This window comes from Halomonas rhizosphaerae (genome assembly GCF_030012485.1).
GTDB classification, from domain to species: domain Bacteria; phylum Pseudomonadota; class Gammaproteobacteria; order Pseudomonadales; family Halomonadaceae; genus Halomonas; species Halomonas rhizosphaerae.
In genome coordinates this window covers 37,137-59,678 of sequence record NZ_JASCQQ010000023.1, presented here as the reverse complement: position 1 = coordinate 59,678, position 22,542 = coordinate 37,137, and the positions used below count along the sequence as shown (strand labels likewise).

The 22,542-nt window shown below is 68.3% G+C and carries 18 protein-coding genes; 16 read left to right on the top strand and 2 right to left on the bottom strand.

Annotated elements, in window-relative coordinates; genetic code table 11:
- Positions 1-102 precede the first annotated feature (102 nt).
- From dnaX to QLQ86_RS09905, 6 genes are all read left to right on the top strand, one after another.
- A complete protein-coding gene (dnaX, locus tag QLQ86_RS09930) occupies positions 103-2,058 on the top strand; it encodes a DNA polymerase III subunit gamma/tau (protein ID WP_282816787.1) in 1,956 nt (651 codons plus the stop codon).
- A 46-nt stretch (positions 2,059-2,104) separates the two neighbouring features.
- Positions 2,105-2,431, top strand: coding sequence for a YbaB/EbfC family nucleoid-associated protein (locus QLQ86_RS09925; protein ID WP_282737089.1), 327 nt, complete (start codon positions 2,105-2,107; stop codon positions 2,429-2,431).
- 22 nt (positions 2,432-2,453) lie between these two features.
- On the top strand, positions 2,454-3,059 hold the full coding sequence (gene recR / locus QLQ86_RS09920; protein ID WP_282816786.1) for a recombination mediator RecR: 606 nt from the start codon (positions 2,454-2,456) through the stop codon (positions 3,057-3,059).
- Between the two features lie 26 nt (positions 3,060-3,085).
- Positions 3,086-4,213, top strand: coding sequence for a ribonuclease D (rnd, locus tag QLQ86_RS09915; RefSeq protein WP_282816785.1), 1,128 nt, complete (start codon positions 3,086-3,088; stop codon positions 4,211-4,213).
- On the top strand, positions 4,210-4,521 hold the full coding sequence (locus QLQ86_RS09910; RefSeq protein WP_282816784.1) for a YcgL domain-containing protein: 312 nt from the start codon (positions 4,210-4,212) through the stop codon (positions 4,519-4,521). Before rnd ends, QLQ86_RS09910 begins: the two co-directional genes overlap by 4 nt.
- A gap of 143 nt (positions 4,522-4,664) precedes the next feature.
- Positions 4,665-5,114: a YcgN family cysteine cluster protein gene (locus QLQ86_RS09905; RefSeq protein ID WP_282737093.1), complete on the top strand. Its 450-nt coding sequence runs from the start codon at positions 4,665-4,667 to the stop codon at positions 5,112-5,114.
- Positions 5,115-5,118: 4 nt separating this feature from the next.
- Here the strand turns inward: QLQ86_RS09905 and QLQ86_RS09900 are convergent, their stop codons facing one another.
- A complete protein-coding gene (locus tag QLQ86_RS09900) occupies positions 5,119-7,239 on the bottom strand; it encodes a S9 family peptidase (protein WP_282816783.1) in 2,121 nt (706 codons plus the stop codon).
- Between the two features lie 71 nt (positions 7,240-7,310).
- On the opposite strand from QLQ86_RS09900, the gene QLQ86_RS09895 reads away from it, so the two are divergent.
- The 9 genes from QLQ86_RS09895 to QLQ86_RS09855 all read left to right on the top strand — a co-directional run bounded on the left by QLQ86_RS09895 (position 7,311) and on the right by QLQ86_RS09855 (position 20,060).
- Positions 7,311-7,757 carry a hypothetical protein gene (locus tag QLQ86_RS09895; protein ID WP_282737096.1) on the top strand — a complete coding sequence of 149 codons (447 nt, stop codon included), beginning with the start codon at positions 7,311-7,313 and terminating at the stop codon, positions 7,755-7,757.
- Positions 7,758-7,781: 24 nt separating this feature from the next.
- Positions 7,782-9,623: a vWA domain-containing protein gene (locus QLQ86_RS09890; RefSeq protein ID WP_282816782.1), complete on the top strand. Its 1,842-nt coding sequence runs from the start codon at positions 7,782-7,784 to the stop codon at positions 9,621-9,623.
- Positions 9,616-10,404 (top strand): class II glutamine amidotransferase, encoded by a 789-nt coding sequence (locus tag QLQ86_RS09885; protein ID WP_282737098.1) that lies wholly within the window; start codon positions 9,616-9,618, stop codon positions 10,402-10,404. Before QLQ86_RS09890 ends, QLQ86_RS09885 begins: the two co-directional genes overlap by 8 nt.
- A 101-nt stretch (positions 10,405-10,505) precedes the next feature.
- Positions 10,506-12,182 carry an AMP-binding protein gene (locus tag QLQ86_RS09880; RefSeq protein ID WP_282816781.1) on the top strand — a complete coding sequence of 559 codons (1,677 nt, stop codon included), beginning with the start codon at positions 10,506-10,508 and terminating at the stop codon, positions 12,180-12,182.
- Between the two features lie 199 nt (positions 12,183-12,381).
- A complete protein-coding gene (gene hrpA, locus QLQ86_RS09875; RefSeq protein ID WP_407650077.1) occupies positions 12,382-16,413 on the top strand; it encodes an ATP-dependent RNA helicase HrpA in 4,032 nt (1,343 codons plus the stop codon).
- Complete coding sequence (locus QLQ86_RS09870) at positions 16,410-17,531, top strand: beta-ketoacyl-ACP synthase III (protein WP_282816780.1); 1,122 nt, start codon at positions 16,410-16,412, stop codon at positions 17,529-17,531. The genes hrpA and QLQ86_RS09870 overlap by 4 nt, the downstream gene beginning before the upstream one ends.
- Before the next feature lie 38 nt (positions 17,532-17,569).
- Positions 17,570-18,337 (top strand): MlaA family lipoprotein, encoded by a 768-nt coding sequence (locus QLQ86_RS09865; protein WP_282816779.1) that lies wholly within the window; start codon positions 17,570-17,572, stop codon positions 18,335-18,337.
- 12 nt (positions 18,338-18,349) lie between these two features.
- Positions 18,350-19,564, top strand: a complete 1,215-nt coding sequence (locus QLQ86_RS09860) for a PP2C family protein-serine/threonine phosphatase (RefSeq protein ID WP_282816778.1) — start codon at positions 18,350-18,352, stop codon at positions 19,562-19,564.
- Positions 19,551-20,060 (top strand): STAS domain-containing protein, encoded by a 510-nt coding sequence (locus tag QLQ86_RS09855; protein ID WP_282737103.1) that lies wholly within the window; start codon positions 19,551-19,553, stop codon positions 20,058-20,060. Before QLQ86_RS09860 ends, QLQ86_RS09855 begins: the two co-directional genes overlap by 14 nt.
- Before the next feature lie 25 nt (positions 20,061-20,085).
- On the opposite strand, the gene tal is transcribed toward QLQ86_RS09855, so the two are convergent.
- The gene (tal, locus tag QLQ86_RS09850) at positions 20,086-21,024 is read right to left on the bottom strand and encodes a transaldolase (protein WP_282737104.1); all 939 of its coding nucleotides are present in this window, start codon (positions 21,022-21,024) and stop codon (positions 20,086-20,088) included.
- 137 nt (positions 21,025-21,161) lie between these two features.
- Here tal and QLQ86_RS09845 point away from each other — a divergent pair, with 137 nt between their 5' ends.
- A complete protein-coding gene (locus QLQ86_RS09845; RefSeq protein ID WP_282816777.1) occupies positions 21,162-22,373 on the top strand; it encodes a Bcr/CflA family multidrug efflux MFS transporter in 1,212 nt (403 codons plus the stop codon).
- The last annotated feature ends 169 nt before the right edge of the window (positions 22,374-22,542 follow it).

The following is a 22,542-nucleotide window of genomic DNA, read 5'->3' as shown; positions in this document are numbered from 1 at the left end:
AGAATGGTTTGATCCAGTCGGGCATCGGGCCCGGTCATTGCAGGCCCCGGCGTCCGTCACCCCACAGCTGCTGTTCGCTTTACCGCAAGGATCCCGCGCTGCATGAGCTATCAGGTTCTGGCCCGCAAGTGGCGACCGCGTACCTTCCATGAACTGGTCGGCCAGGAGCATGTCCAGCGCGCGCTGGTCAATGCCCTGGACCAGGGGCGTCTGCACCACGCCTACCTGTTCACCGGGACCCGCGGGGTGGGCAAGACCACCCTGGCACGGATCCTGGCCAAGTGCCTGAACTGCACGGCGAATGGCCAGGGCGACGCGGGCGTGACCTCGACGCCCTGCGGCGAGTGCGACAGCTGTCGCTCCATCGATGAGGGGCGCTTCGTCGACCTGATCGAGGTCGACGCGGCCTCGCGCACCAAGGTGGAAGATACCCGCGAACTGCTCGACAATGTCCAGTACGCGCCGACCCAGGGACGCTACAAGGTGTACCTCATCGACGAGGTGCACATGCTCTCCACCAGCAGCTTCAATGCTCTGCTGAAGACCCTGGAGGAACCGCCGCCTCATGTGAAGTTCCTGCTGGCGACCACCGACCCGCAGAAGCTGCCCCCCACGGTGCTGTCACGCTGTCTTCAGTTCACCCTCAAGCACATGCCGCCCGAGCGCATCGTCGGCCACCTGGCCAAGGTGCTGGAGGCCGAGGGGGTGCCCTTCGAGGAGAGTGCCCTTTGGCTGCTGGGCAAGGCCGCCGAGGGCTCCATGCGCGATGCCATGAGCCTCACCGACCAGGCGATCGCCTTCGGCCAGGGCGAGGTGCACCATGCCGACGTGGCGGCGATGCTCGGCACCCTCGACCATCGCCATGTCCTGGCGCTGGTCGATGCCCTGGCCGCGGTGGATGCGCCCCGGCTGCTTGCCGAGGTGGCCGCCCTGGCCGAGCAGGGCCCGGACTTCGCCGCGGTGCTGGACGACATCACCGGCGTGCTCCACCGCCTGGCCATCGCCCAGATGGTGCCCGATGCCGTGGACAACGGGCACGGCGACCGCGAGGCGCTGCTCCAGCTTGCCGCGCGCTTCACCGCGGAGGACATCCAACTCTACTACCAGATCGGCATCCAGGGCCGTGGCGACATGGAACATGCTCCGGACCTGCGTACCGCCCTGGAGATGACCCTGCTGCGCATGCTGGCCTTCCGCCCCCAGGGCGTGCCGCGTCCTGCGCAGACGCCGCTGCCGCTGCGTGGCCAGGGTGATCCCGGCGGCGCGGGGTCGGGTGGCGAAACGCCCCCACAGGGTGGGTCGGTCCCCGAAGGAAACCCCTCATCCCGGTCCCCTCAGGCACCGTCCGAGGCGCGCCAGGCTCCCGACGAGACCCCGGCGGCCAGTCCGCCTCCCACCGCCCCTCCGGCGCCGACTGCCGAGGCCGTGTCGCCCCCATCACCGGACGATGTGCCTCCCCCGTGGGTCGAGCGGGAAGAGAACGGCGCGGAGGCGTCGGCACCTGTCGCGTCGAGAGGCGAGCCCGAGCCAGGCATGGCCGCGCCCTCTGCGTCGCCCGATCCCGGGACCCCGGTCCCGCCGGTCACGCGGATGGTGCCGGAAGCAGCAAGCGCGGGAGCACAGGCGCCCGACGCCCCGGCTGCCACGGAAGGGCGCTTCGGTCATGCCGACTGGCTGGCCTGCTTCGATTCGCTGGGGCTGGGTGGCCTCACCCGCAACCTGGCCGCCCATTGCGTGATCGAGGCCGATGACGGCGAGCTGCTGACACTGCGCCTCGACCCCTCCCAGGAAGCGATGCAGGCCGAGGTCCACGAGACGCGCATTCGCGAGGCGCTGGCGGCCATCGGGGTAGAGCGCCGCCTGGCACTCGAGCCGGGGGCGATGCCCCCGGAGGTCGAGACCCCCAGGCAGCAGGCTGACCGCCTGGCCGCCCAAAGGCATGCCGAGGCAATTGAAGCCTTGAGCCGTGACCCCCATGTACAGAAACTGCAGCAGGCCTTCGGTGCGCGCCTGATCGAATCCACGGTCAAGCCCGCCGATGCCGAGGCTCGCGGTTGAGCCGCACCGCTGCCACCGATCACACCAACCACGAGAGGACTCCGCCATGATGAAGGGTGGAATGGGCAACCTGATGAAGCAGGCCCAGGAGATGCAGGAGAAGATGCAGCGCGTCCAGGAGGAGGTCGCCAAGGCCGAGGTCCTGGGCGAGGCCGGAGCCGGTATGGTCAAGGTGACCATGAACGGACGCCATGACGTGAGCAAGGTCGACATCGACCCCAGCGTCATGGAAGAGGACAAGGAGCTGCTCGAGGACCTGCTGGCCGCGGCCGTGAACGACGCGGTGCGCAAGGTGGAGGCCAGTTCCAAGGCCAAGATGGAGGAGGCGACGGCCGGCCTCAACCTGCCGCCGGGCTTCAAGATGCCCTTCTGATCGACGCCGAGACGGACCGCCGATGAGCTTTTCCCCGCTGGTCGAGAGACTGATGGAGTCGTTGCGCGTGCTGCCGGGTGTCGGGCCCAAGACGGCCCAGCGCATGGCCATGCACCTGCTCGAGCGTGACCGGGACGGCGGTCGGCGCCTGGTGGAGGCGCTGGGCGTGGCGCTGGAGCAGGTCGGCTATTGCCGACGCTGCCGGACCCTCACCGAGGAAGACGTCTGTAGCATCTGCTCCAGTGCGCGTCGCGACGATGATGTACTCTGCGTGGTGGAATCCCCCGCCGACCAGCTGGCCATCGAGGAGGCCGGCGGTTACCGCGGCCGCTACTTCGTGCTGCATGGCCACCTCTCGCCGCTGGACGGCATCGGCCCCGAGGACATCGGCCTCGACCAGCTCGAGGCACGCGTCGCCGAGGGGGGCGTGGAGGAGGTGGTGCTCGCCACCAACCCCACGGTGGAGGGCGAGGCAACCGCCCACTACATCGCCGCCCAGCTCTCGCCCCTCGGCGTGAGGCTCTCGCGGCTGGCCTACGGTGTCCCCATGGGCGGTGAGCTCGAGTACGTCGACGGTGGCACCCTGAGCCGCGCCTTCAATGGTCGCCTGCCCTTCAGGGGCGAGTGACGCCCCTTTCCCTGCCGGAATCCTGCATGCCACTGACCCCCGAGATTCGCTGGATCGATACCCCCGAGGCCCTCGATGCCGCCTGCGCCGAGGTGGCGTCGGCCGACGTCATCGCCCTGGACACCGAGTTCTTCCGCGAGAGTACCTTCCATCCGGTGCCGGCGTTGATCCAGTTCACCGCAGGCGGCCCCGCCTTCCTGGTGGACCCCCTGGAGGTGTCCTGTACCGCGGCCTTCCGGCGCCTGCTCTCCTCGGGACCGCTCAAGCTGCTGCATGCCTCCAGCGAGGACCTCGAGGTCTTCGCCCACTGGGCCGGCGTGCCTGTCGCGCCGCTGGTGGATACCCAGATCGCCCAGTCGTTGCTTGGCGAGGTGCCCTCCATGGGCTACCAGAAACTGGTGGAGACCTGGGTCGGCGAGACACTGCCCAAGGACGAGACCCGCTCCGACTGGCTCAAGCGCCCGCTCAGCGAAACCCAGCGGCTCTATGCCGCCCTCGACGTGGTCTACCTGCTGCAGGTGTGGCAGCACCAGCGGGAGGCGCTGGAGCGCCAGGGCCGTCGGTCCTGGGTCGAGGCGGACTGTGCGGACCTGGTCGCCCAGTCCGCCCGCAGCGATGCTGCCGATGGCCAGTGGTACCTGCGCCATCGCCAGCTGTGGCGGCTCTCGCCGCGCCAGGTGGAGGCCTATCGACGCCTGACCCGCTGGCGCGAGGGAGAGGCCCGGCATCGCGATGTACCTCGGGGGTGGCTGGTGCCCGACCGGCTGCTCTACGCCATCGCCGAGCAGTTGCCGGAGAACCGCCATGAGCTGGCCCGGATCGAGGGCCTCAAGCCGCCCCTGGTCAAGCGCGAGGGCGATGAACTCCTTAGGCTGGTACGCGAGGCGCTGAGCGTCGACGAGAGCGAGTTGCCGCCGGCCCCGCTCTCGCCGATGGCTCCCGAGTTCAAGCAACGCCTCAAGGCACTGAAGAAAGTGGTGAATGCCGAGGCGGAGGCGCTCGGCGTGGCGCCGGAGGTGCTGCTGAAGCGGCGTGACCTGGAGGCCCTGGTGGGTGCCGATCTCACGGGCCAGCCGCTGCCGCTGCCCGGGGGCTGGCGCGGCGACCGACTGGATGTGGGCCTGACGGCGGCCCTCGAGGAGGTATCCCGATGAGCGATGACCGCATGCGCGGTAACAAGCTGCTGTGCGAGGTCTTCAAGAGCTCGCGCAAGGAGCAGATGTATCTCTACGTGGACAAGCGCCAGGGCCTCGTGGAGGTGCCCGAGGCGTTGCTCGAGCAGTTCGGCAAGCCGCTGCCGGCCATGACCCTGATCCTTACCCCCGAGAAATCACTGGGGCGGGCCAGGGCAGCGGACGTCATGGCCGCCATCCGCGAGAAGGGCTACTACCTGCAGATGCCGCCGGCCAAGGAGGACTACCTGCTGGACCTCCATCGCACCCCCAGCGAGGCACGCGACTAGTTTATCGCGCCCGCCGCCGCGCGAAATTCGCTTTTATCGCGCCCGACGCCGCGCGAAACTCGCTGTTATCGCCCCCGATGCCACGCGAGACTCGCGGGATCCTACTCGACACCGAGCCGCGCCCCAGTCGCGCAGGAGAGATCATGAGAGACCGGTTCTGGGAGCGCTTCGACCTGGAGGAGCTCACCGACGAGGAGTGGGAGGCGCTGTGCGACGGCTGTGGCCAGTGCTGCCTGCTCAAGTTCCAGGACGAGGCATCCGGCGACCTGGCGGTGCTCAACGTCGCCTGCGAACTGCTGGATATCCACAGTTGTCGCTGCAGTGACTATGCCCACCGGTTCGCGAGGGTGCCCGACTGCACGCAATTGACCCCAGAGCGCATCGACGATTTCCGCTGGCTGCCTAGGTCCTGCGCCTACCGACGGGTGGCGGAAGGGCGCAAGCTCGCCGCGTGGCACCCGCTGATCGCCGGGGGGCCGGAGCGCATGCACCGAAAGGGCATCAGCGTGCGCAGCTTCGCCGTCTCGCAGCGCGAGGTTCCCGAAGAGGAACTCGAGGAGCACATCATCGCCATCCTGCCCATCGACGCCTGAGTGTTCAGCCCTCGCGCTGCTCGAGCCCGAGCGCCCAGAGGATGAAGGCATCCTGGCGGGCGTTGTCGTGCCAGGCCTTGAAGCGTCCCGAGGCCCCGCCGTGCCCGGCGGCCATGTCGGTACGCAGCAGGATGGGGCGGTCTGTCGATGTATGGTCCTCACCGGCCTGGTCGCGGCCCAGTTCCTTGAGGCGGGCATAGAGCTTGGCGGGTTCCCAGTAGGGCACCCGGGTGTCGTGCCAGCTGCCCTGCAGGAATACGGCCGGCCAGGGCTGTGCCGAGAGGTTGTCCAGCGGTGAGTAGTCGCCGATGCGCCGTCGTGCCTCGGGTTCGCGGGGGTCGCCCCATTCGGTGTATTCCGCGGTGGTGAGAGGCAGGTCAGGGTTCTCCATGGTGCGAAGCACGTCGACGAAGGGCACGTCGAGGACCGCGGCACAGAAGGCCCCCGGGGCCAGGTTGAGGCTGGCGCTGACCAGCAGCCCCCCGGCACTGGCACCATAGGCCGCAATGCGTTCGCCGTCGCTGAAGCCCTTCTCGACCAGGGCATCCCGAGCGGCGAGGAAGTCATGGAAGCTGTTCGCCTTGTGCTCGAGCTTGCCGGCCAGGTACCAGGGCTCGCCGCGATCGCCGCCGCCGCGCACATGCGCCACGGCAAAGGCCGCACCGCGTGCCAGCAGCTCGAGCCGGGCAACCGAGAACCAGGGGTCGAGCACCTCGCCGTAGGCGCCGTAGCCGTAGAGCAGGGTGGGCAGCGGGTGGCCGGCCAGGTCCGCGCGCATCACCACGGATACGGGGACCCGCTCGCCGTCGTGCGAGGTCGCCCAGAGCCGCTCGCAGACCAGCTGCTCGGGCCTAAGGTCGCCATGGATGGGCTGCTGCTTGAGGATACGCCGCTGGCCGCTGTCCAGGTCATGTTCGAGCCAGCTCACCGGCAGGGTGAAGGACTCCTCGCGCAGGCGCAGGCGGCGGGTATCGAAGTGGGGCGCGTCGCCCAGTGCCAGGCTGCAGGGCAGCTCCGGCAGTGGCAGTCGTTCGTCGCGGGTGATGGCGTGGTCGGGATCCAGCTCGAGGACGCGCAGGTGCACCTGGGCCTCGTGGTGGTCGCGCTCGGTGATCACCACCCCCCAGTCGAAGGCGTCGACGCCTTCCAGAGTGTCATCGTCGCGATGGGCGATCAGCGGCTGCCAGGCGGTGGCGGGGTCGGCCTCGCCCAGCCGGGGTTCGGCCAGAACGTCCAGCCGGAAGTGGGTGGCCTCGCGGTTGTGCAGCACATAGAAGTGGCCCGGGCGGTGATCCAGGGCGTACTCCACCCCGCTTTCCCGGGGGCGGAAGCAGCGCGGCGCGGTGGACGGTGCCCGGGCGGGGATCAGGTGGCTCTCGCTGGTGTCCTTGGAAGCGCTCTCCAGGACCAGCCACTCACGGGAGCGGGTCTTGCCCAGGCCCAGCCAGAACTCCGGATCCTCCTCGCGCAGCACCAGTGCCGGCTCGCCTGCCCTGCCGGCCTCCAGGGGCAGGCGCCAGATGCTCTCGGGGCGCTGGGTGGCATCATAGCGGGTGAAGAGCAGGGTGGCGTTGTCCTCGGCCCAGCCGATCTCGGGGCCGATCTCCTCGAGCAGCACCCCGGGCTCACCGCCGGGCAGGTGCTTGAGGTAGAGCGTGTAGGTCTCGTCGCCGCGGGTGTCCTCGGTCCAGGCCAGCCAGGCCTCGTCCGGAGAGAGGGCCATGTCACCCACCTCGAGGAAGTCGTGCTCGCTGGCCCTGGCCTGCAGGTCGAGGAAGCACTCCGCGCCATCGGGGTCGCCATTGGGATGGCGCCACCAGACCGGGTAGTCGGCGTCCACCGCCGTCTCGCTCCACACCGTGTAGTGGTCAAGCGGGGTCCTCAGCCCGTGGACGGCCAGTTCGCGGCGGGCCAGGTGGCCGTGGTAGAGGCGCTCGACCAGGTCGTCGAGGGGGGCGAACCAGCGGCGCGACGCCTGATTGGCCGCCTCCAGGAAATCGGCGACCGCCGGATCATCGCGGTTCTCCAGCCAGTGCCACGCCGGGTCGTCGGCGTGGCGGAAGCGGGTGACGGGGTCGTCGGCAGGCGTCTCGGGGGCCTGGTCACGTGGCGGCTGTGCTTTCATTGCGCGAGATGTACCATACTCAGTGTATTTTCAAGAACGTGCGTCGTGGACGCACAGGTCGCGAGGTCGTGATGCTGATTTCGGATTCGATATCCCTACTATGGCTGGTCTATGTCGTGTTGTCGCTGGTGGTGCTGCTGACCGGCTACCTGGGGCTGGCCTTCCTGCCGCGGTTGCCGCGGCTGGTGATCACCTGGCTGGTGGCCGGCGTGATGTGGACGCCGGCCCATTTCCGCCTGCCGCTGCTGGAGGAGGGCGAGTTCTACACCGGCTTCGCTCCGGCGGTGGTGGTGGCGGCCGTGGCCTCCCTCGAGGGCAACGGCGCGGCCTTCATGCCGGCTGCCCTGCTGGTTGCGGTGGGGGCCGCGCTGGGTGTCCTGGTGGGGCTGCTGCTGTGGTGGCGTGGCCGTCATCGCGACACCCTCGATGACGATGACTACGTGGAGATGGATGACGAGGCGCCCGCCGGCCGCCGCCGAGGTGGCCGGGGCGAGCGCCAGGAGCCGATGATCGGCTAAGGAGCCCCGATGGGCGGGTATGGCATGGAAAGGCCCTGCAGCCGGCTGACCTGGGTGCTGGCAATCGGCCTCGCCTTGTGGATGTGGGCGAGCCTGGCGTCGGCACAGGTCGGCGGCGAGGAGCGACCTGACGTGCGGGTGGTGGTCGATGTCTCCGGCAGCATGAAGGAGAACGATCCCGACCGTCTGTCGCTCAGTGCCCTGGACATGCTGGTAGCGCTGCTACCCAACGGCGCCACGGCGGGGGTCTGGACCTTCGGTGAGACGGTCGACAACCCCCTGCCGCTGGGCGAGGTGGATGCGGCCTGGCGCGACAGGGCTCTGACCCTGCCGCCGGCCCTGCAGGATTACCAGCAGTACACCGATATCGAAGTGGCCCTTCGTGAGGCGGCAAGGGCCGAGGCCAACGGCTGGCGTCACCTGGTGCTGCTCACCGATGGCGTGATCGACCTGTCACCGGCCCGGGGCGCCAAGCCGGAGGTCGACGATGCCTCGCGTCGTCGACTGGTGGACGAACTGGCCGCCGAACTGGCCGACCAGGGGGTGACCATCCATGCCATCGCCTTCTCGGACCAGGCCGACCTGGCCCTGGTGGAGCGACTGGCCCAGTCCACCGGCGGCCTGGCGGCACTCGCGGAGAATCCCGAGAGGCTGCTGGGCGCCTTCCTCGACATCGTCGAGCGTATCTTCCCCGCCGACCAGGTGCCGCTGGAGGAGGGGCGCTTCGTCATCGACGACAGCGTGGAAACCTTCTCGGCGCTGGTCTTCCATGAGCCCGATGATGGCCCCCTGAGCCTGGTCGCACCGGACGGCACGCGCTACCGGGCCGACGAGGCGCCGGACGACATTCGCTGGCAGGTGGAGCCGCGCTTCGACCTGATCCGGGTGCCTGACCCCCAGGTCGGCGAGTGGCGCCTGGAGGGGCCGGTGGGCGAGGGCAGTCGCATCAACGTCGCCTCGTCTCTTCATCTGCGTACCGCCGATCTGCCGACCACCCTCTATCTGGGCTTCGAGGTGCCGGTGGAGGCCTGGGTGGAGCGAGACGGTGACCCCCTCGGCGAGGAGGACGAGGAACCCACCCTCTCGGTCTCGCTGCAGGATGCGGAGGGCGAGGTACAGTCCCGGGTCACGCTACAGGCCGAGGAGGGGCGCTTCCGTGGCCGCCTGCCGGCACCGGCGCTGATCGGCAATGCGCGCCTGGTGTTCCGGGCCGAAGGGGAGGGGTTCCACCGCCAGCGGGTGCAGGCGGTGAACGTGCTGCCGGCCATCGGGGCGGTGCATCGACCCCGGGAGGGACGGGTGGTGCTGGCCGCCGAGCATCCCCGGCTGAATCGCGACAATACCGAGATCCATGGCGAGTTGCAGGGAGAGCGTCTCGAGGCCCGAGCGGTCGGGGCCTCGCGCTGGCATCTCGAGCTGCCCGAGCTCGACGAGGCGCTGAGTCAGCCCCTGCTGCTCGATGCTACCATCACGCTGGATGGCGAGACCCGCGAGTTGACCCTGCCGCGCCTGATGCTCAATCCCGAAGGGCGCATCGGCATCGATCTGGCGGACGTGGCCGGGCCGACCCTCGGCACCGAGCGCGTCGAGGACGGGGAGCGCAGCGAACCCTCACTGCCGCCCCCCGAAACCACGGCCGAACATGCCGCCGACCGCTTCGTCGCATGGGTCAATGGGGTGACCGAGCAGGCGCATGACCTGTGGCAGGCGGGGGTACCGGGCCTGCAGCGGCTGTGGGAGGCGCATCGCCGCGACCCGCGACTGTGGGGCGCCGTGGCGCTGTTTGTGCTTGTGTGGCTGGTGATCAGCCTGATCCGGCGTCGCCATGCGCGACGCCCCGTCCGCCGGGAGGAACCCCATGTGTGAGCTTATGGGGATGAGCGCCAACGTGCCCACCGACATCTGCTTCAGCTTCACCGGCTTCCTGCACCGTGGTGGGGGGACCGGGCCACACCGTGACGGCTGGGGCATCGCCTTCTACGAGGAGGGTGGCTATCGGGACTTCCGCGATCCCCATCCTTCGGTACACTCCCCCATCGCCCGGCTGATCTGCGATTACCCGATCAAGTCGAACATCGTCATCAGCCATATCCGACAGGCCAATGTCGGCCAGGTACGCCTGGCCAATACTCACCCCTTCGTCCGCGAGATGTGGGGGCGCCCCTGGTGCTACGCCCACAATGGCCAGCTCGCCGACTGGCAGGCCTTGCCGCACTCGTACTATCGCCCGGTGGGCAGCACCGACAGCGAGCATGCCTTCTGCTGGCTGCTCGGCGAGCTGCGCGGCGCCTTCCCCGACCCGCCGGAGGATGACGCCCAGCGCCACGCCTTCTGGGGGACCCTCCACGGGCTCTGTGAACGGCTTCGTGGCCTGGGGGTCTTCAACCTGCTGCTGGCCGATGGCGACTGCCTCTACACCTACTGTTCCACCAAGCTGGCCCACATCACGCGGCGGGCGCCCTTCGGCCGGGCAAGCCTCTCGGATGCCGAGTTGACGGTCAACTTCGCCGAGCACACCACGCCCGACGATGTGGTCTCGGTAATTGCCACCGAGCCGCTCACCGATAACGAGGAGTGGGTGCGCATGGACCCCGGCGAGCTGCTGGTCTGGAAGGGTGGCCTGATACAGGCACGATTTAAAACGTAAGTTTCAATCGTTTGTTTTACAGTCGCGAAGCCGCTGTTATAAGGTAGGCGCACAGAACAACAAGTCCGCTGATGAGATCAGCCGCAGCGTGGAGACCACCCATGAGCGAGAACGCCAAGCCCGCCATCCTGACCGGTCAGCCCCTGGAGGGACTCGACGACTACGCCTCGGTGATGGATGTCTTCCACTCCTCCGTGGCGCGCTTTGCCGACAAACCGGCGTTCAGCTGCATGGATCGGGTGCTGACCTATGCCGAACTCGATCGTCTCTCCGGTGACTTTGCCGCCTGGCTCCAGCACGAGACCACCCTGCAGCCGGGGGATCGCATCGCCATCCAGCTGCCCAATGTGCTGCAATTCCCGGTGGCGGTCTTCGGTGCCCTGCGGGCAGGGTTGGTGGTGGTCAACACCAACCCGCTCTATACCGAGCGAGAGATGGCCCACCAGTTCAAGGACTCCGGGGTCCGCGCCATCGTCATCCTGGCCAACATGGCCGACAAGCTCGAACGGATCCTCGAGCGCACCGATATCCAGCATGTGGTGGTGACGGAGCTTGGCGACCTGCACGGCTTCCCGAAGCGCCAGTTGATCAATGCCGTGGTCAAGCACGTCAAGAAGATGGTGCCCGCCTACTCGCTGCCCGGTGCCACGCCGATGCGACAGGCTCTCCGGGCGGGCGCCGGGCGTCGTCACCAGGAGGTGACACGCGGCCCCGACGACATCGCCGCACTCCAGTACACCGGCGGCACCACAGGGCTGGCCAAGGGCGCCATGCTGACCCATCGCAACCTGGTGGCCAACATGCTCCAGGCCCGCCAGGCCATTGGCCCGGCGCTGACTGACGGTGCGGAGACCATCATCGCGCCGCTGCCCGTCTACCATATCTACACCTTCACGGTGAACTGCCTGTTCATGATGGAGACCGGCAACCACTCGGTGCTGATCACCAATCCCCGTGACCTGGATACGTTCGTCAAGACCCTCAAGGGGCTCTCCTTCACCGGCTTCATCGGGCTCAACACCCTCTTCAATGCCCTGTGCAACCGCGAGGACTTCCGCCGTCTCGACTTCTCCTGGCTGCACCTGACGATCTCCGGCGGCATGGCCCTGACCCGGGCGGCCGCGCAGCGCTGGGAGGAGGTCACCGGCTGTCCGGTGGCCGAGGGCTACGGCCTGACCGAGACCTCGCCCATCGTCAGCTTCAATCCGGTGGATGCCATCCAACTCGGCACCATCGGCAAGCCGGTGGCCGGGACCGAGGTGAAGGTGGTGGACGCCGATGGCCAGGATGCGCCCCTCGATACCGCCGGGGAGCTCTGCGTCAGGGGGCCCCAGGTGATGAAAGGCTACTGGAGCCGTGACGAGGAGACCGCGCGGGTGATCGACGACCAGGGCTGGTTCCACACCGGGGACATTGCCGTGCTCCAGGCGGATGGCTACATCCGCATCGTCGACCGCAAGAAGGACATGATCCTGGTCTCCGGCTTCAACGTGTACCCCAACGAGATCGAGGACGTGGTGGCGGCCCATCCGGGCGTGATCGAGTCCGCGGCCGTGGGGGTGCCCGACGAGACCAGCGGTGAGGCGATCAAGCTGTTCGTCGTCGCCCGGGACGAGTCCCTCGATGCCGAGACCCTGCGGGCCTGGTGCAAGAAGGATCTCTCCGGCTATAAGGTACCCAGGCACGTGGAGTTCCGCGACGAGTTGCCCAAGACGAACGTGGGCAAGGTCCTGCGTCGCCAGTTGCGCGACGAGGAGCGCGAGAAGACCGGTGAATGATCCCGGCGGTCACAGACGCTGTCATGTTCAGCGAAAAAGCGTGAAATACGATAGCTTCCTTCTTGCAACCTGATAGGCACGCTTGATGGTCCCGATTAGGCGCCGCCGTGACCTCGGCGTTACAATGCACGGCCCGCTCCGGACGACCCGGGCGGGCCGTTTTGTTGATGACCGTGACCCGGAGACGATTGTCGAGACCGTGACCGCCGAGACCCGCCAGGCCCCCGCGGCGAATGTCCAGCATGCCGCCGAGCTAGACGCCCTGACCCGCGACCTCGCCGACGCCCTGCGCCGCGACGTCCCGACCCTGGACAAGCGCCTGCGCGGGCTGCGCCGTCGCCTGAGGGAGGGCAAGCCCGTGGATCGCGGCCTCGCCGAGGTGCGACGCGCGCTCGAGCGTTCGCGGCAGCAGGTGGAACGTCGCCGGGCGCGGCCGGTGACCCTCGAGTACCCGCCATCGCTGCCGGTGGCGGAGCGTCGGGAGGACATCCTCGAGGCCCTGCGCGAGTATCAGGTGGTGGTGGTGGCCGGCGAAACCGGCTCGGGCAAGACCACCCAGTTGCCCAAGCTCTGCCTGGAGCTGGGCCTGGGGCGCCGCGGGCTGATCGGTCACACCCAGCCGCGGCGCCTGGCGGCTCGCTCGGTGGCCAGTCGCCTCGCCGAGGAGCTCCAGGTACCGCTGGGCGAGCAGGTGGGCTACCAGGTGCGCTTCACCGACCAGAGCAGCGACGACACCCTGATCAAGCTGATGACCGACGGTATCCTGCTCGCCGAGACCCGCCACGACCCGGACCTGATGGGCTACGAGGCCATCATCATCGACGAGGCCCACGAGCGCAGCCTCAACATCGACTTCCTGCTCGGCTACCTCAAGCGCCTCACTGCACGGCGTCCCGACCTCAAGGTGATCATCACCTCGGCGACCATCGACGTGGTCCGCTTCGCCGAGCACTTCGGGCGCCCGGACGGCCAGGGGCGAGTCCGGCCGGCGCCGGTGGTGGAGGTCTCCGGGCGCACCTACCCGGTCGAGGTGCGGTACCGGCCGCTGGTGCGCGATGACGATGACGAGGAGGATCGTACCCTGCAGGAGGGGATCCTCCACGCCGTGGAGGAGATCGAGCAGGTCGAGCGGGACCAGCGCTGGTTCCATGGCCCACGCGACATCCTGGTGTTCCTGCCCGGCGAGCGCGAGATCCGCGAGACTGCCGATACCCTGCGCCGCGCCGACCTCACGGGCACCGAGATCCTGCCGCTCTACGCGCGACTCTCCAATGCCGAGCAGAACCGCGTCTTCGCCCCCCATGCGGGGCGGCGCATCGTGCTCTCCACCAATGTGGCGGAGACCTCGCTCACCGTGCCGGGGATCCGCTACGTCATCGACCCGGGGCTCGTGCGTCTCAGCCGCTACAGCTACAAGGCCAAGATCCAGCGCCTGCCGGTGGAGCCGGTCAGCCAGGCCAGCGCCAACCAGCGCAAGGGCCGCTGCGGGCGCGTAGCCGAAGGGGTCTGCATCCGCCTCTACGACGAGGAGGACTTCCTCGCCCGGCCCGCGTTCACCGACCCCGAGATCCGCCGTACCAACCTGGCCTCGGTGATCCTCTCGATGCTGTCGCTGAAGCTCGGTGACATCGAGGCCTTCCCCTTCGTCGATCCGCCGGATTCGCGCTTCGTCACCGATGGCTTCCGGCTGCTGTTCGAACTGGGCGCGGTGGACGGAAACAGTCGCCTGACCCCGCTGGGGCGCAAGCTGGCGCGGCTGCCCATCGACCCTCGCCTGGCGCGCATGGTGCTGGCGGGCGCCGAGCAGGGGGGGCTGCGCGAGGTGCTGATCGTGGTCGCCGGCCTGGCGGTGCAAGACCCCCGCGACCGGCCGGCCGACAAGCGCCAGGCCGCCGACCAGGCCCACCGCCGCTGGCAGGACCCGGACTCCGACTTCGTGGCCCTGCTCAACCTCTGGAACGGCTTCGAGGCCGCCCGGGAGGCGCTCTCCGGCAATCGGCTGCGGCGCTGGTGCAAGGAGCACTACCTCAACTACCTGCGCCTGCGCGAGTGGCACGACACCTTTCGCCAGCTGCGCCAGCTGCTGCGCGACATGGAGATCGAGGTGCCCCCGCCGGCCCCGCGGCCGGCCGCCGATGAGCCGGACAGGGACGACAAGGCCCGCCAGGAGGCCCGCCGCGAGAGTGCCGTGGCTCTGCATCAGGCCCTGCTCACCGGGCTGCTCTCGCACCTGGGGCTCGCCACCGAGAATCGCGAGTACCTGGGGGCCCGCAACCGCAAGTTCGTCATCCATCCGGGGTCGGGGCTGGCCAAGAAGTCCCCCAAGTGGCTGATGGCCTTCGAGCTGGTCGAGACCAGCCGGCTCTTCGCCCGTACCGTGGCCAGGATCGAGCCCCAGTGGATCGAGCCGTTGGCCGGCCATCTGGTGAAGCGCGCCTATGCCGAACCGCACTGGGAGATGAAGCGCGCCCAGGTGGTCGCCACCGAACAGGTCACGCTCTTCGGCCTGCCGATCGTCGCCGGACGCAAGGTACATTTCGGTCCGATCGATCCGGCACAGTCGAGAGAGCTCTTTATCCGCCGGGCGCTGGTGGAGGGCGAATTCAAGACCCGTGGCGCGTTCTTCGCCCACAACCGGGCACTGGTGGAGGAGGTCGAGGACCTCGAGGACCGCGCCCGCAAGCGCGATATCCTGGTCGACGAGGAGACCCTGTTCGCCTTCTACGATGAGCGCATCCCCGAGGAGATCGTCAACGGCAAGGGCTTCGAGGCCTGGCGTCGGAAGGCCGAGCGCGAGAACCCCGACATCCTGAAGTTCGACCGCGCGGCCCTGCTGGCCCGGGAGGCCGGGGAGGTCACCGAGGCCGACTACCCCGACGAGCTGGTGCTGGGTGGGGTGCGCTATCCGCTTTCCTACCACTTCGAGCCCGGGGCGGCAGACGATGGCGTGACGCTCACCGTGCCGGCGGCCATGTTGCCCCAGCTGCCCCTGGCGCGGCTCGAGTGGCTGGTCCCGGGCCTGCTGCGCGAGAAGTGCATCGCATTGATGAAGTCGCTGCCCAAGGCGGTACGCCGCCAGGTGGTGCCGATTCCCGACTGGGTCGACGCCGCCCTCGAGACCATGACGCCGGACGACGTGCCGCTCACCGAGGCGCTGGGCGAGTTCCTTCGCCGCCGGACCGGGGTGCGCCTCCACCCCGATGACTGGCGCCTCGACCAGCTGGAACCGCACCTGGTGATGAACCTGCGGGTGGTGGACCACCAGGGCCGTACCCTGGGCCAGGGCCGCGACGCTCGCGAACTGGAGCGCCGCTTCGAGGCCGCCGCGGGGGAGGGCGCCCGAGCCCTGGCCGAGCAGGCCAGCAGCGAAGGCGAGCTCGAGGCCCTGCCCGAGACGCCATTGCCCGAGTCCCGGGTCACCACCCAGGCCGGCATCCGGGTGGAGGCCTACCCGGCGCTGGTGCCCGCCAAGGAGGCCTTCCGGGTCGAGCTCTTCGACCATCCCGACAAGGCCCGCGAGGCCCATCGCCGCGGCGTGGTCAGGGCGGCCATGGAGCGCCTGCCCGACCAGGTGCGGGCCATCGAACGCCTCAAGGGCCTCGAGACCTGTGCGCTGCTGTTCGCCAGGGTCGGCAGCAAGCGAGAGCTCGTCGAGGACGTGGTGGCAGCGGTGTTCCGCCAGGTGGTAGCCACCGACCCGCTGCCGCGCTCTCGAAACGAGCTGGAGCAGCGCCTCGAGGCGCGACGCGACGCGCTGCTGCCCCGGGCGGAGACCCTGGTGGCTACGCTGGAGCAGGCGCTCAAGGGGCACCTGGCCGTGACCAAGGCGCTCAAGGGACAGCTGAACCTGGCCCTGGCGCTGGTCTACAGTGACCTCAAGGCCCAGATGCAGCGGCTGGTGCATCCCGGTTTCGTCAGCGAGGCCGGGGAGTGGCTCGAGGAGTACCCCCGCTACATGGAAGCGGCGCTGACCCGCCTGGAGAAGGCGCCGAGGGAGCGCATGCGCGACCAGATGCACATGCAGGAGGTCCAGGACTTCGAGGCCCGCCTGGCCGCGCGCCGCGAGAGCGAGCGACGCGGCGGCGTGGAGGACCCGGCGCTGGTGGCGTTCGGCTGGTGGATCGAGGAGCTGCGGGTCTCGCTCTTCGCCCAGCAGCTGGGCACGAAGTTCCCGGTCTCCACCAAGCGCCTCGAGAAGCGCTGGACAGAACTCACAGGGAGACACGCATGAGCCAAGTGGTGATCACCGGCACGGGGCTCTTCACCCCGCCGCACGCCATCGACAACGCGGCCCTGGTGGCCTCGTTCAACGCCTGGGTGGACGCCGAGAACGCGCGCCATGCCGACGCCATCGCCGCCGGTGAGCGTGAGCCACTGCCGCACTCCAGTACCGAGTTCATCGTCAAGGCCTCGGGCATCCACAGCCGTTACGTGCTCGATGCCGAGGGTATCCTCGATCCCGCGCGGATGCGTCCCCGGCTGCCGGAGCGCGGCAATGACGTGCCTTCCCTCCAGTGCGAGATGGGCCTGGCCGCGTCGCGCGACGCCCTCGACGCGGCGGGCGTCGAGGCCACGGATATCGAGTTGGTCATCGTCGCCTGTTCCAACCTGGAGCGGCCCTATCCGGCCGTCGCGGTGGAGCTCCAGGATGCGCTCGGTGCGGGCGGCTACGCCTTCGACATGAACGTCGCCTGCAGTTCGGCGACCTTTGCCATCGAGACCGCCGCCAATGCCATTCGCGCCGGCAGCGTCAAGCGTGCACTGGTGGTCGACCCGGAGATCTGCTCGGCGCACCTCAACTTCCGGGATCGCGACAGCCACTTCATCTTCGGTGATGCCTGCACCGCCATCGTGCTGGAGAGCGAGGAGGTGGCCACGGCCGAGGAACGCTTCGAGATCCTCGGCACGCGCCTGGTGACGCGCTTCTCGAACGCCATCCGCAACAACGCCGGCTTCCTCAACCGGGTCACCGACAGCGACCCGCAGGCCATCGACAAGCTCTTCGTCCAGGAGGGCCGGCGGGTCTTCAAGGAGGTCTGTCCGCTGGTGGCGGCGCTGATCACCGATCACCTGGCGAGCCTCGAGCTTACCGGCGGCGACCTGTCGCGGCTCTGGCTGCATCAGGCCAACCGCCACATGAACGACCTCATCGCCCGGCGCGTGCTGGGCCATGATCCGAGCCCCGAACAGGCGCCGATCATCCTCGATCGCTACGCCAACACCAGCTCGGCGGGCTCGATCATCGCCTTTCACCTGCATCGGGACGACCTGCCACGCGGCGCACTCGGGGTGGTCTGTTCCTTCGGCGCGGGATACAGTGCCGGCAGTGTGGTGGTGCGTCGCCAATGAGCGTCATGACAGGGAACCGCTGGGAGGCGAGCAAGCCGATGAGACAGGGTCTGACGAGATGGGTCGGGCGCGGGGCGCTGGCGTTGTTGCTGGTGGCCACCGCAGGATGCGCCTCCAGCGGCGAGGTGCGCGAGCGAAACCCCGACGACCCCTGGGAGGGTTTCAACCGCAAGGTGTTCGCCTTCAACGACGTGGTCGACCGCTACGCGCTCAAACCGCTCGCCCGGGGCTATCGCTTCATCACCCCGGACCCGGTGGAGACCGGCGTCGGCAACTTCTTCTCCAACCTGGGGGAGCCGCGCACCGCGCTCAACAGCCTGCTGCAGGGCAAGGGCACCAATGCCAGCGTGGCCACCGGTCGCTTCCTGATCAACAGCACGGTCGGCATCGGCGGGCTGTTCGATGTCGCCTCGCGGATGGAGGTCACCGGGCGCGAGGAGGACTTCGGCCAGACGCTCGGTACCTGGGGCGTGGGAGAAGGGGCCTACCTGGTGCTGCCGCTGCTCGGCCCGAGCACGGTGCGCGATACCGCCGGCCTGCCGGTGGACATGTACACCTATCCGACCACCTACGTGGAGGATGACGAGGTGCGCATGAGCCTCACCGCCCTGAGGGTGATCGATGCCCGGGCCGGGCTGCTCGACCAGGAGGCGCTGATCCGCGGCGACCGCTACAGCTTCATCCGCGATACCTGGCTGCAGCAGCGCCGCTTCGAGGTCAGCGATGGCGAACAGGGCGAGGATCCCTTCGCCAGCGAGGAGTTCGACTTCGATGATGCCGACTTCGATGACGCCTTCGCCGAATGAGGCCATGACAGCATGCCACCAGCCAAGCAACTGATCGGGGTGATCGACGTGCCGGGGCCGGAGCGCGATGCCCTGGCCGAGACCATCGCCCGTGACGGCCTGGCGGTGTATGCCGCCGACAGCATCGAGGGACTCCCCCCGGACACTGCCCTTATCGTGGCACATGCCAGGGCGGTGCCCCGCGGCGAGTGGACGCGGCTCGCCGAACGCCTGCCGACGCTGGTGGTCAGTGACGAGCGCCAGGATGCCGACCTGCTGCGCGCCGTCGATGCCGGCCTGGTGGACTACATCATCGACCCGCTGCGCCATGGGTCCCTGCTGCGGCGAATGATCGGCAAGGCCATCGAGGTCCATCGCCTGGCCGCGGAGCGGGAGCATGACCGCGCTCGCCTGGCCCAGCTCAACGAGGACCTGGAGGAGCTCAACGAGAGCCTCGAGACCCACCTGGCGATGCTGCGCCTCGATCAGCAGGCCGGCGGGCAGATCCAGCGCAAGCTGCTGCCGCCGAGGCCGCAGACCCTGAACGATGTCACGTTCGACTACTGGCTGGCGCCTTCGCTCTACCTCTCCGGGGATTTCCTCGATTTCCAGGCCTTCAATGAGCGCTACAGCCTGTTCTATTTTGCCGATGTCTCGGGGCACGGGGCGTCCTCGGCCTTCGTCACCGTGCTGCTGAAGTATCTCTCCAATCACTGGCAGCACGAGTGGGACGGCGAGGATCCCGAAGATCTGGCGCCACGCTGGCTGGCGGCGCTCAACCGCGAACTGCTGGATGCCGGCATCGGCAAGCATGCGACCCTCTTCGTCGGGGTCATTGACCATCAACGTCGTTATCTCCACTATTCGCTGGGCGCTCAGTTGCCCATGCCCCTGCTGGTGACCGACGGGGAGGTGACGCCGCTGCCCGGTGAGGGCATGCCGGTCGGTCTCTTTCCGGGAGTCGACTATCCGCGGCTGGGCTGCGAGCTGCCGGAGAACTTCCGGTTGTGGCTGTGTTCGGATGGAATATTGGAGTGTCTGCCGGGCGACACGCTTGATCTACGGCTCAGGGAACTCGAGCGGCGGGTCCTGGCCAGCGAGACGCTGGAGGACCTACGTGGCAGTCTTGCACTGGGCGCATTGGCGGACGATGATGAAAGCGTCGCCGAGAGCGCCCCGGGGCACGAGGAACTGCCAGACGACCTGACGATCATGATGGTGAGCGGATTTGGCAATGATAAATCATGAAGGCCGCATCAAGGCGGCGTTCGATTCCGGGGTCTTCGTCCTGAAGCTGTGCGGGGACGTGCGCCTGACGCTCTGTGCCACCCTGGACCGCCAGGCCACGCAGCTGGCCGAGACCCCGGGCCTCGAGACGCTGATCATCGACCTGCGCGATACCACCAACGTGGATTCCACCGCCCTGGGCTTTCTCGCCAAGGTGGCGATGGCGGTGCAGGGGCGTGTCACCGAGCGACCGACCATCATCGCCGACAATCCGGATGTCCGGCGGATGCTCGATGTCATGGGATTCTCGCGCATCTTCACGCTGGTGGAGACACCGATCACCGAGACCTGTGAGCTCTGCGACCTCCCCGAGGTTCCCACCGACGTCGAAGAGACCCGCCGGCGGGTTCTCGAGGCGCACCGCATACTGATGCGCCTGAACGAGCATAATCGCGAGGAGTTCCAGCCGCTCGTCGAGATGCTCGAGGCCCAGGAGGCCGCCTCGCACGACCACTGACCGGGGCCTCGCCGGTGCCGGTCCGTCAGCCCTTCCGAAGTTCTCCCAGCAGCGCCTCCAGCTTGCGCTGGTCGGCCATGAACTTGCGGATGCCCTCCGCCAGCTTCTCGGTGGCCATGGCATCCTCGTTCATCTCCCAGCGGAACTCCGCCTCGTCCTGGGGCTCCGGGGCGCCGGTCTCGGCATCCAGCGGCGTGAGCCGACGCTCCAGGTTGCCGGTGGTGCCGGCCAGCTCTTCCAGCAGCTTGGGCGAGATGGTCAGGCGGTCACAGCCGGCCAGGGCGATGATCTCGCCGGCGTTGCGGAAGCTCGCGCCCATCACGATGGTGTCGTAGCCATGCCCCTTGAAGTGCTCGTAGATGCGCCTGACGGACTGCACGCCCGGGTCGCGGTCGCCGCTGAAGTCGGCGTCGGGCTCATGCGCCTTGTGCCAGTCGAGGATCCGGCCGACGAAGGGTGAGACCAGGGTGACGCCGGCATCCGCGCAGGCCCGGGCCTGGGCGAAGCTGAACAGCAGGGTGAGGTTGGTGTGGATGCCTTCGCGCTCGAGGATCCGGGCGGCACGGATGCCTTCCCAGGTGGCCGCCACCTTGATCAGGATGCGCTCGGGACCGACGCCGTGTCGCCCGTAGCGCTCGATCAGCGAGCGGGCCCGCGCCAGGGTGGCGTCGGTGTCGAAGGAGAGGCGGGCACTGACCTCGGTGGAGACAAAGCCCGGGATCAGGGCGCTGACTTCGCTGCCGATCTCCACGGCCACCGCGTCCAGCGCATCGTCGATGTCGGTCGCATGGCGGGCAATCTCGGCCAGCCGCGCACGGCGTGCCTCCTGCTGGGCCGCCTGGAGGATGAGAGACGGGTTGGTGGTGGCATCGGTGGGCTCGAAGCGGCGAATCGCCTCGAGGTCACCGGTGTCGGCGACCACGGTGGTCATGGTCTTGAGTTGTGAAAGCAGGTCATCTGCCATGGCGGGATCCCTCCGGTTGTCGTGGGGGTCACTCTAGCAAGGCCAGGTGGCCGAATATAGACGGCCGAGGCAGGGGCCGGGGTTTCGGGTATCATTAGCCCACTATCTGTTTGACCGGTTCCTGCCATGGAGGTGCCTTGACCCTGAACCCCCGACGCGTGGCGCTGCTGGTGGCCGCCAATACGGCCCTGGCGCCCTTCGCCATCGATGCCTACCTGCCGGCCATGTCGGCGATCGCCGAGCATATCGGCGCGAGCATCCATCACACGGAGCTGTCGCTCTCCACCTTCCTGGCCGGCTTTGCCCTGGGCCAGCTGGTGTTCGGCCCGGTATCCGATCGGGTGGGGCGAAAGCCGGTGCTGCTGGGTGGGCTGGTGGTCTTCCTGCTGGCCAGCCTGGTGATCACCACCTCGAGTTCGCTGTGGGAGCTGCTGGGCTGGCGCTTCGTCCAGGCGCTGGGCGGTGGCGCTACCGTCGTCAACTCGGCGGCCATCGTGCGCGACTGTTTCAAGGGCCGGGAAGCCGCCAAGGTGATGTCGACCATGGCCATCATCATGCTGATGGCGCCACTGGTGGCGCCGGTGGTGGGCAGCGGGCTGCTCTATCTCGCCGACTGGTGGCTGATCTTCGTGTTCCTTGCCGCCTATGCCGGTTTCCTGATGTGGCTGCTGGGCACCCGGCTGCCCGAGACGCGACCGCCCGGCCGTTCCGCGGCAACGCCGGCCCGAGTGCTGGCCAACTATGCCAGCGTGCTTCGAGATCGTCGGGCCATGGGCTTCATCGCCGCCGCCTCGATGTCCTTCGCCGGGCTGTTCGCCTTCGTCACCGCCTCGCCGTTCCTCTATCTGGAGCACTTCGGCCTGACGCCGTCGCTCTATCCGCTGGTGTTCGGCGTCAACGTGGTGGTCATGGTGGCCTGCAATCGCCTCAATATCCGCCTGCTGAGGTGGCGCACCCCCCTGCAGAACCTGCGCCTGGGGCTGGGTATCCAACTGGCCGCCGGAATCGGACTCGCGCTGGTGGTGGCCACCGGGCTCGAGTCGCTCGCCACCATGGTGCCACTGATCATGCTGTTCGCCGGGACCATCGGCCTGATTGCCCCCAATGCCATCACCTCGCTGCTCGACCGTTTCCACCATATGAGCGCCACCGCCGCCGCCCTGCAGGGCAGCCTGCAATTCTCCAGCGGCGCCCTGGCCGGGGTGCTGGTCGGCGCCTTCGAGGTGGACAGCGCCTGGCCGATGGTGGGCACCATGCTCGGCGCCTCGCTGGCGGCCAATCTGGGCATCCGTCTACTGGCGGGGCGAGAGGCCACGCCTGACGCGGCCGCAGACGATAGCGAGTCCTGAGCGTCATCCCGACGCTTTCCCGCGTCGTCCAGCGGAAGAATCCTGTCACGCGGGTGTCATCTCCCTGGGGCAGGGTATGCATCGTAGCGGGTGCATCCTGCTCGGCAGATGGGAAGCGGCTGTGTGGCTGTCATGAAGCTGTCATCTGTCTGGGGCAAGGTGTCACCCG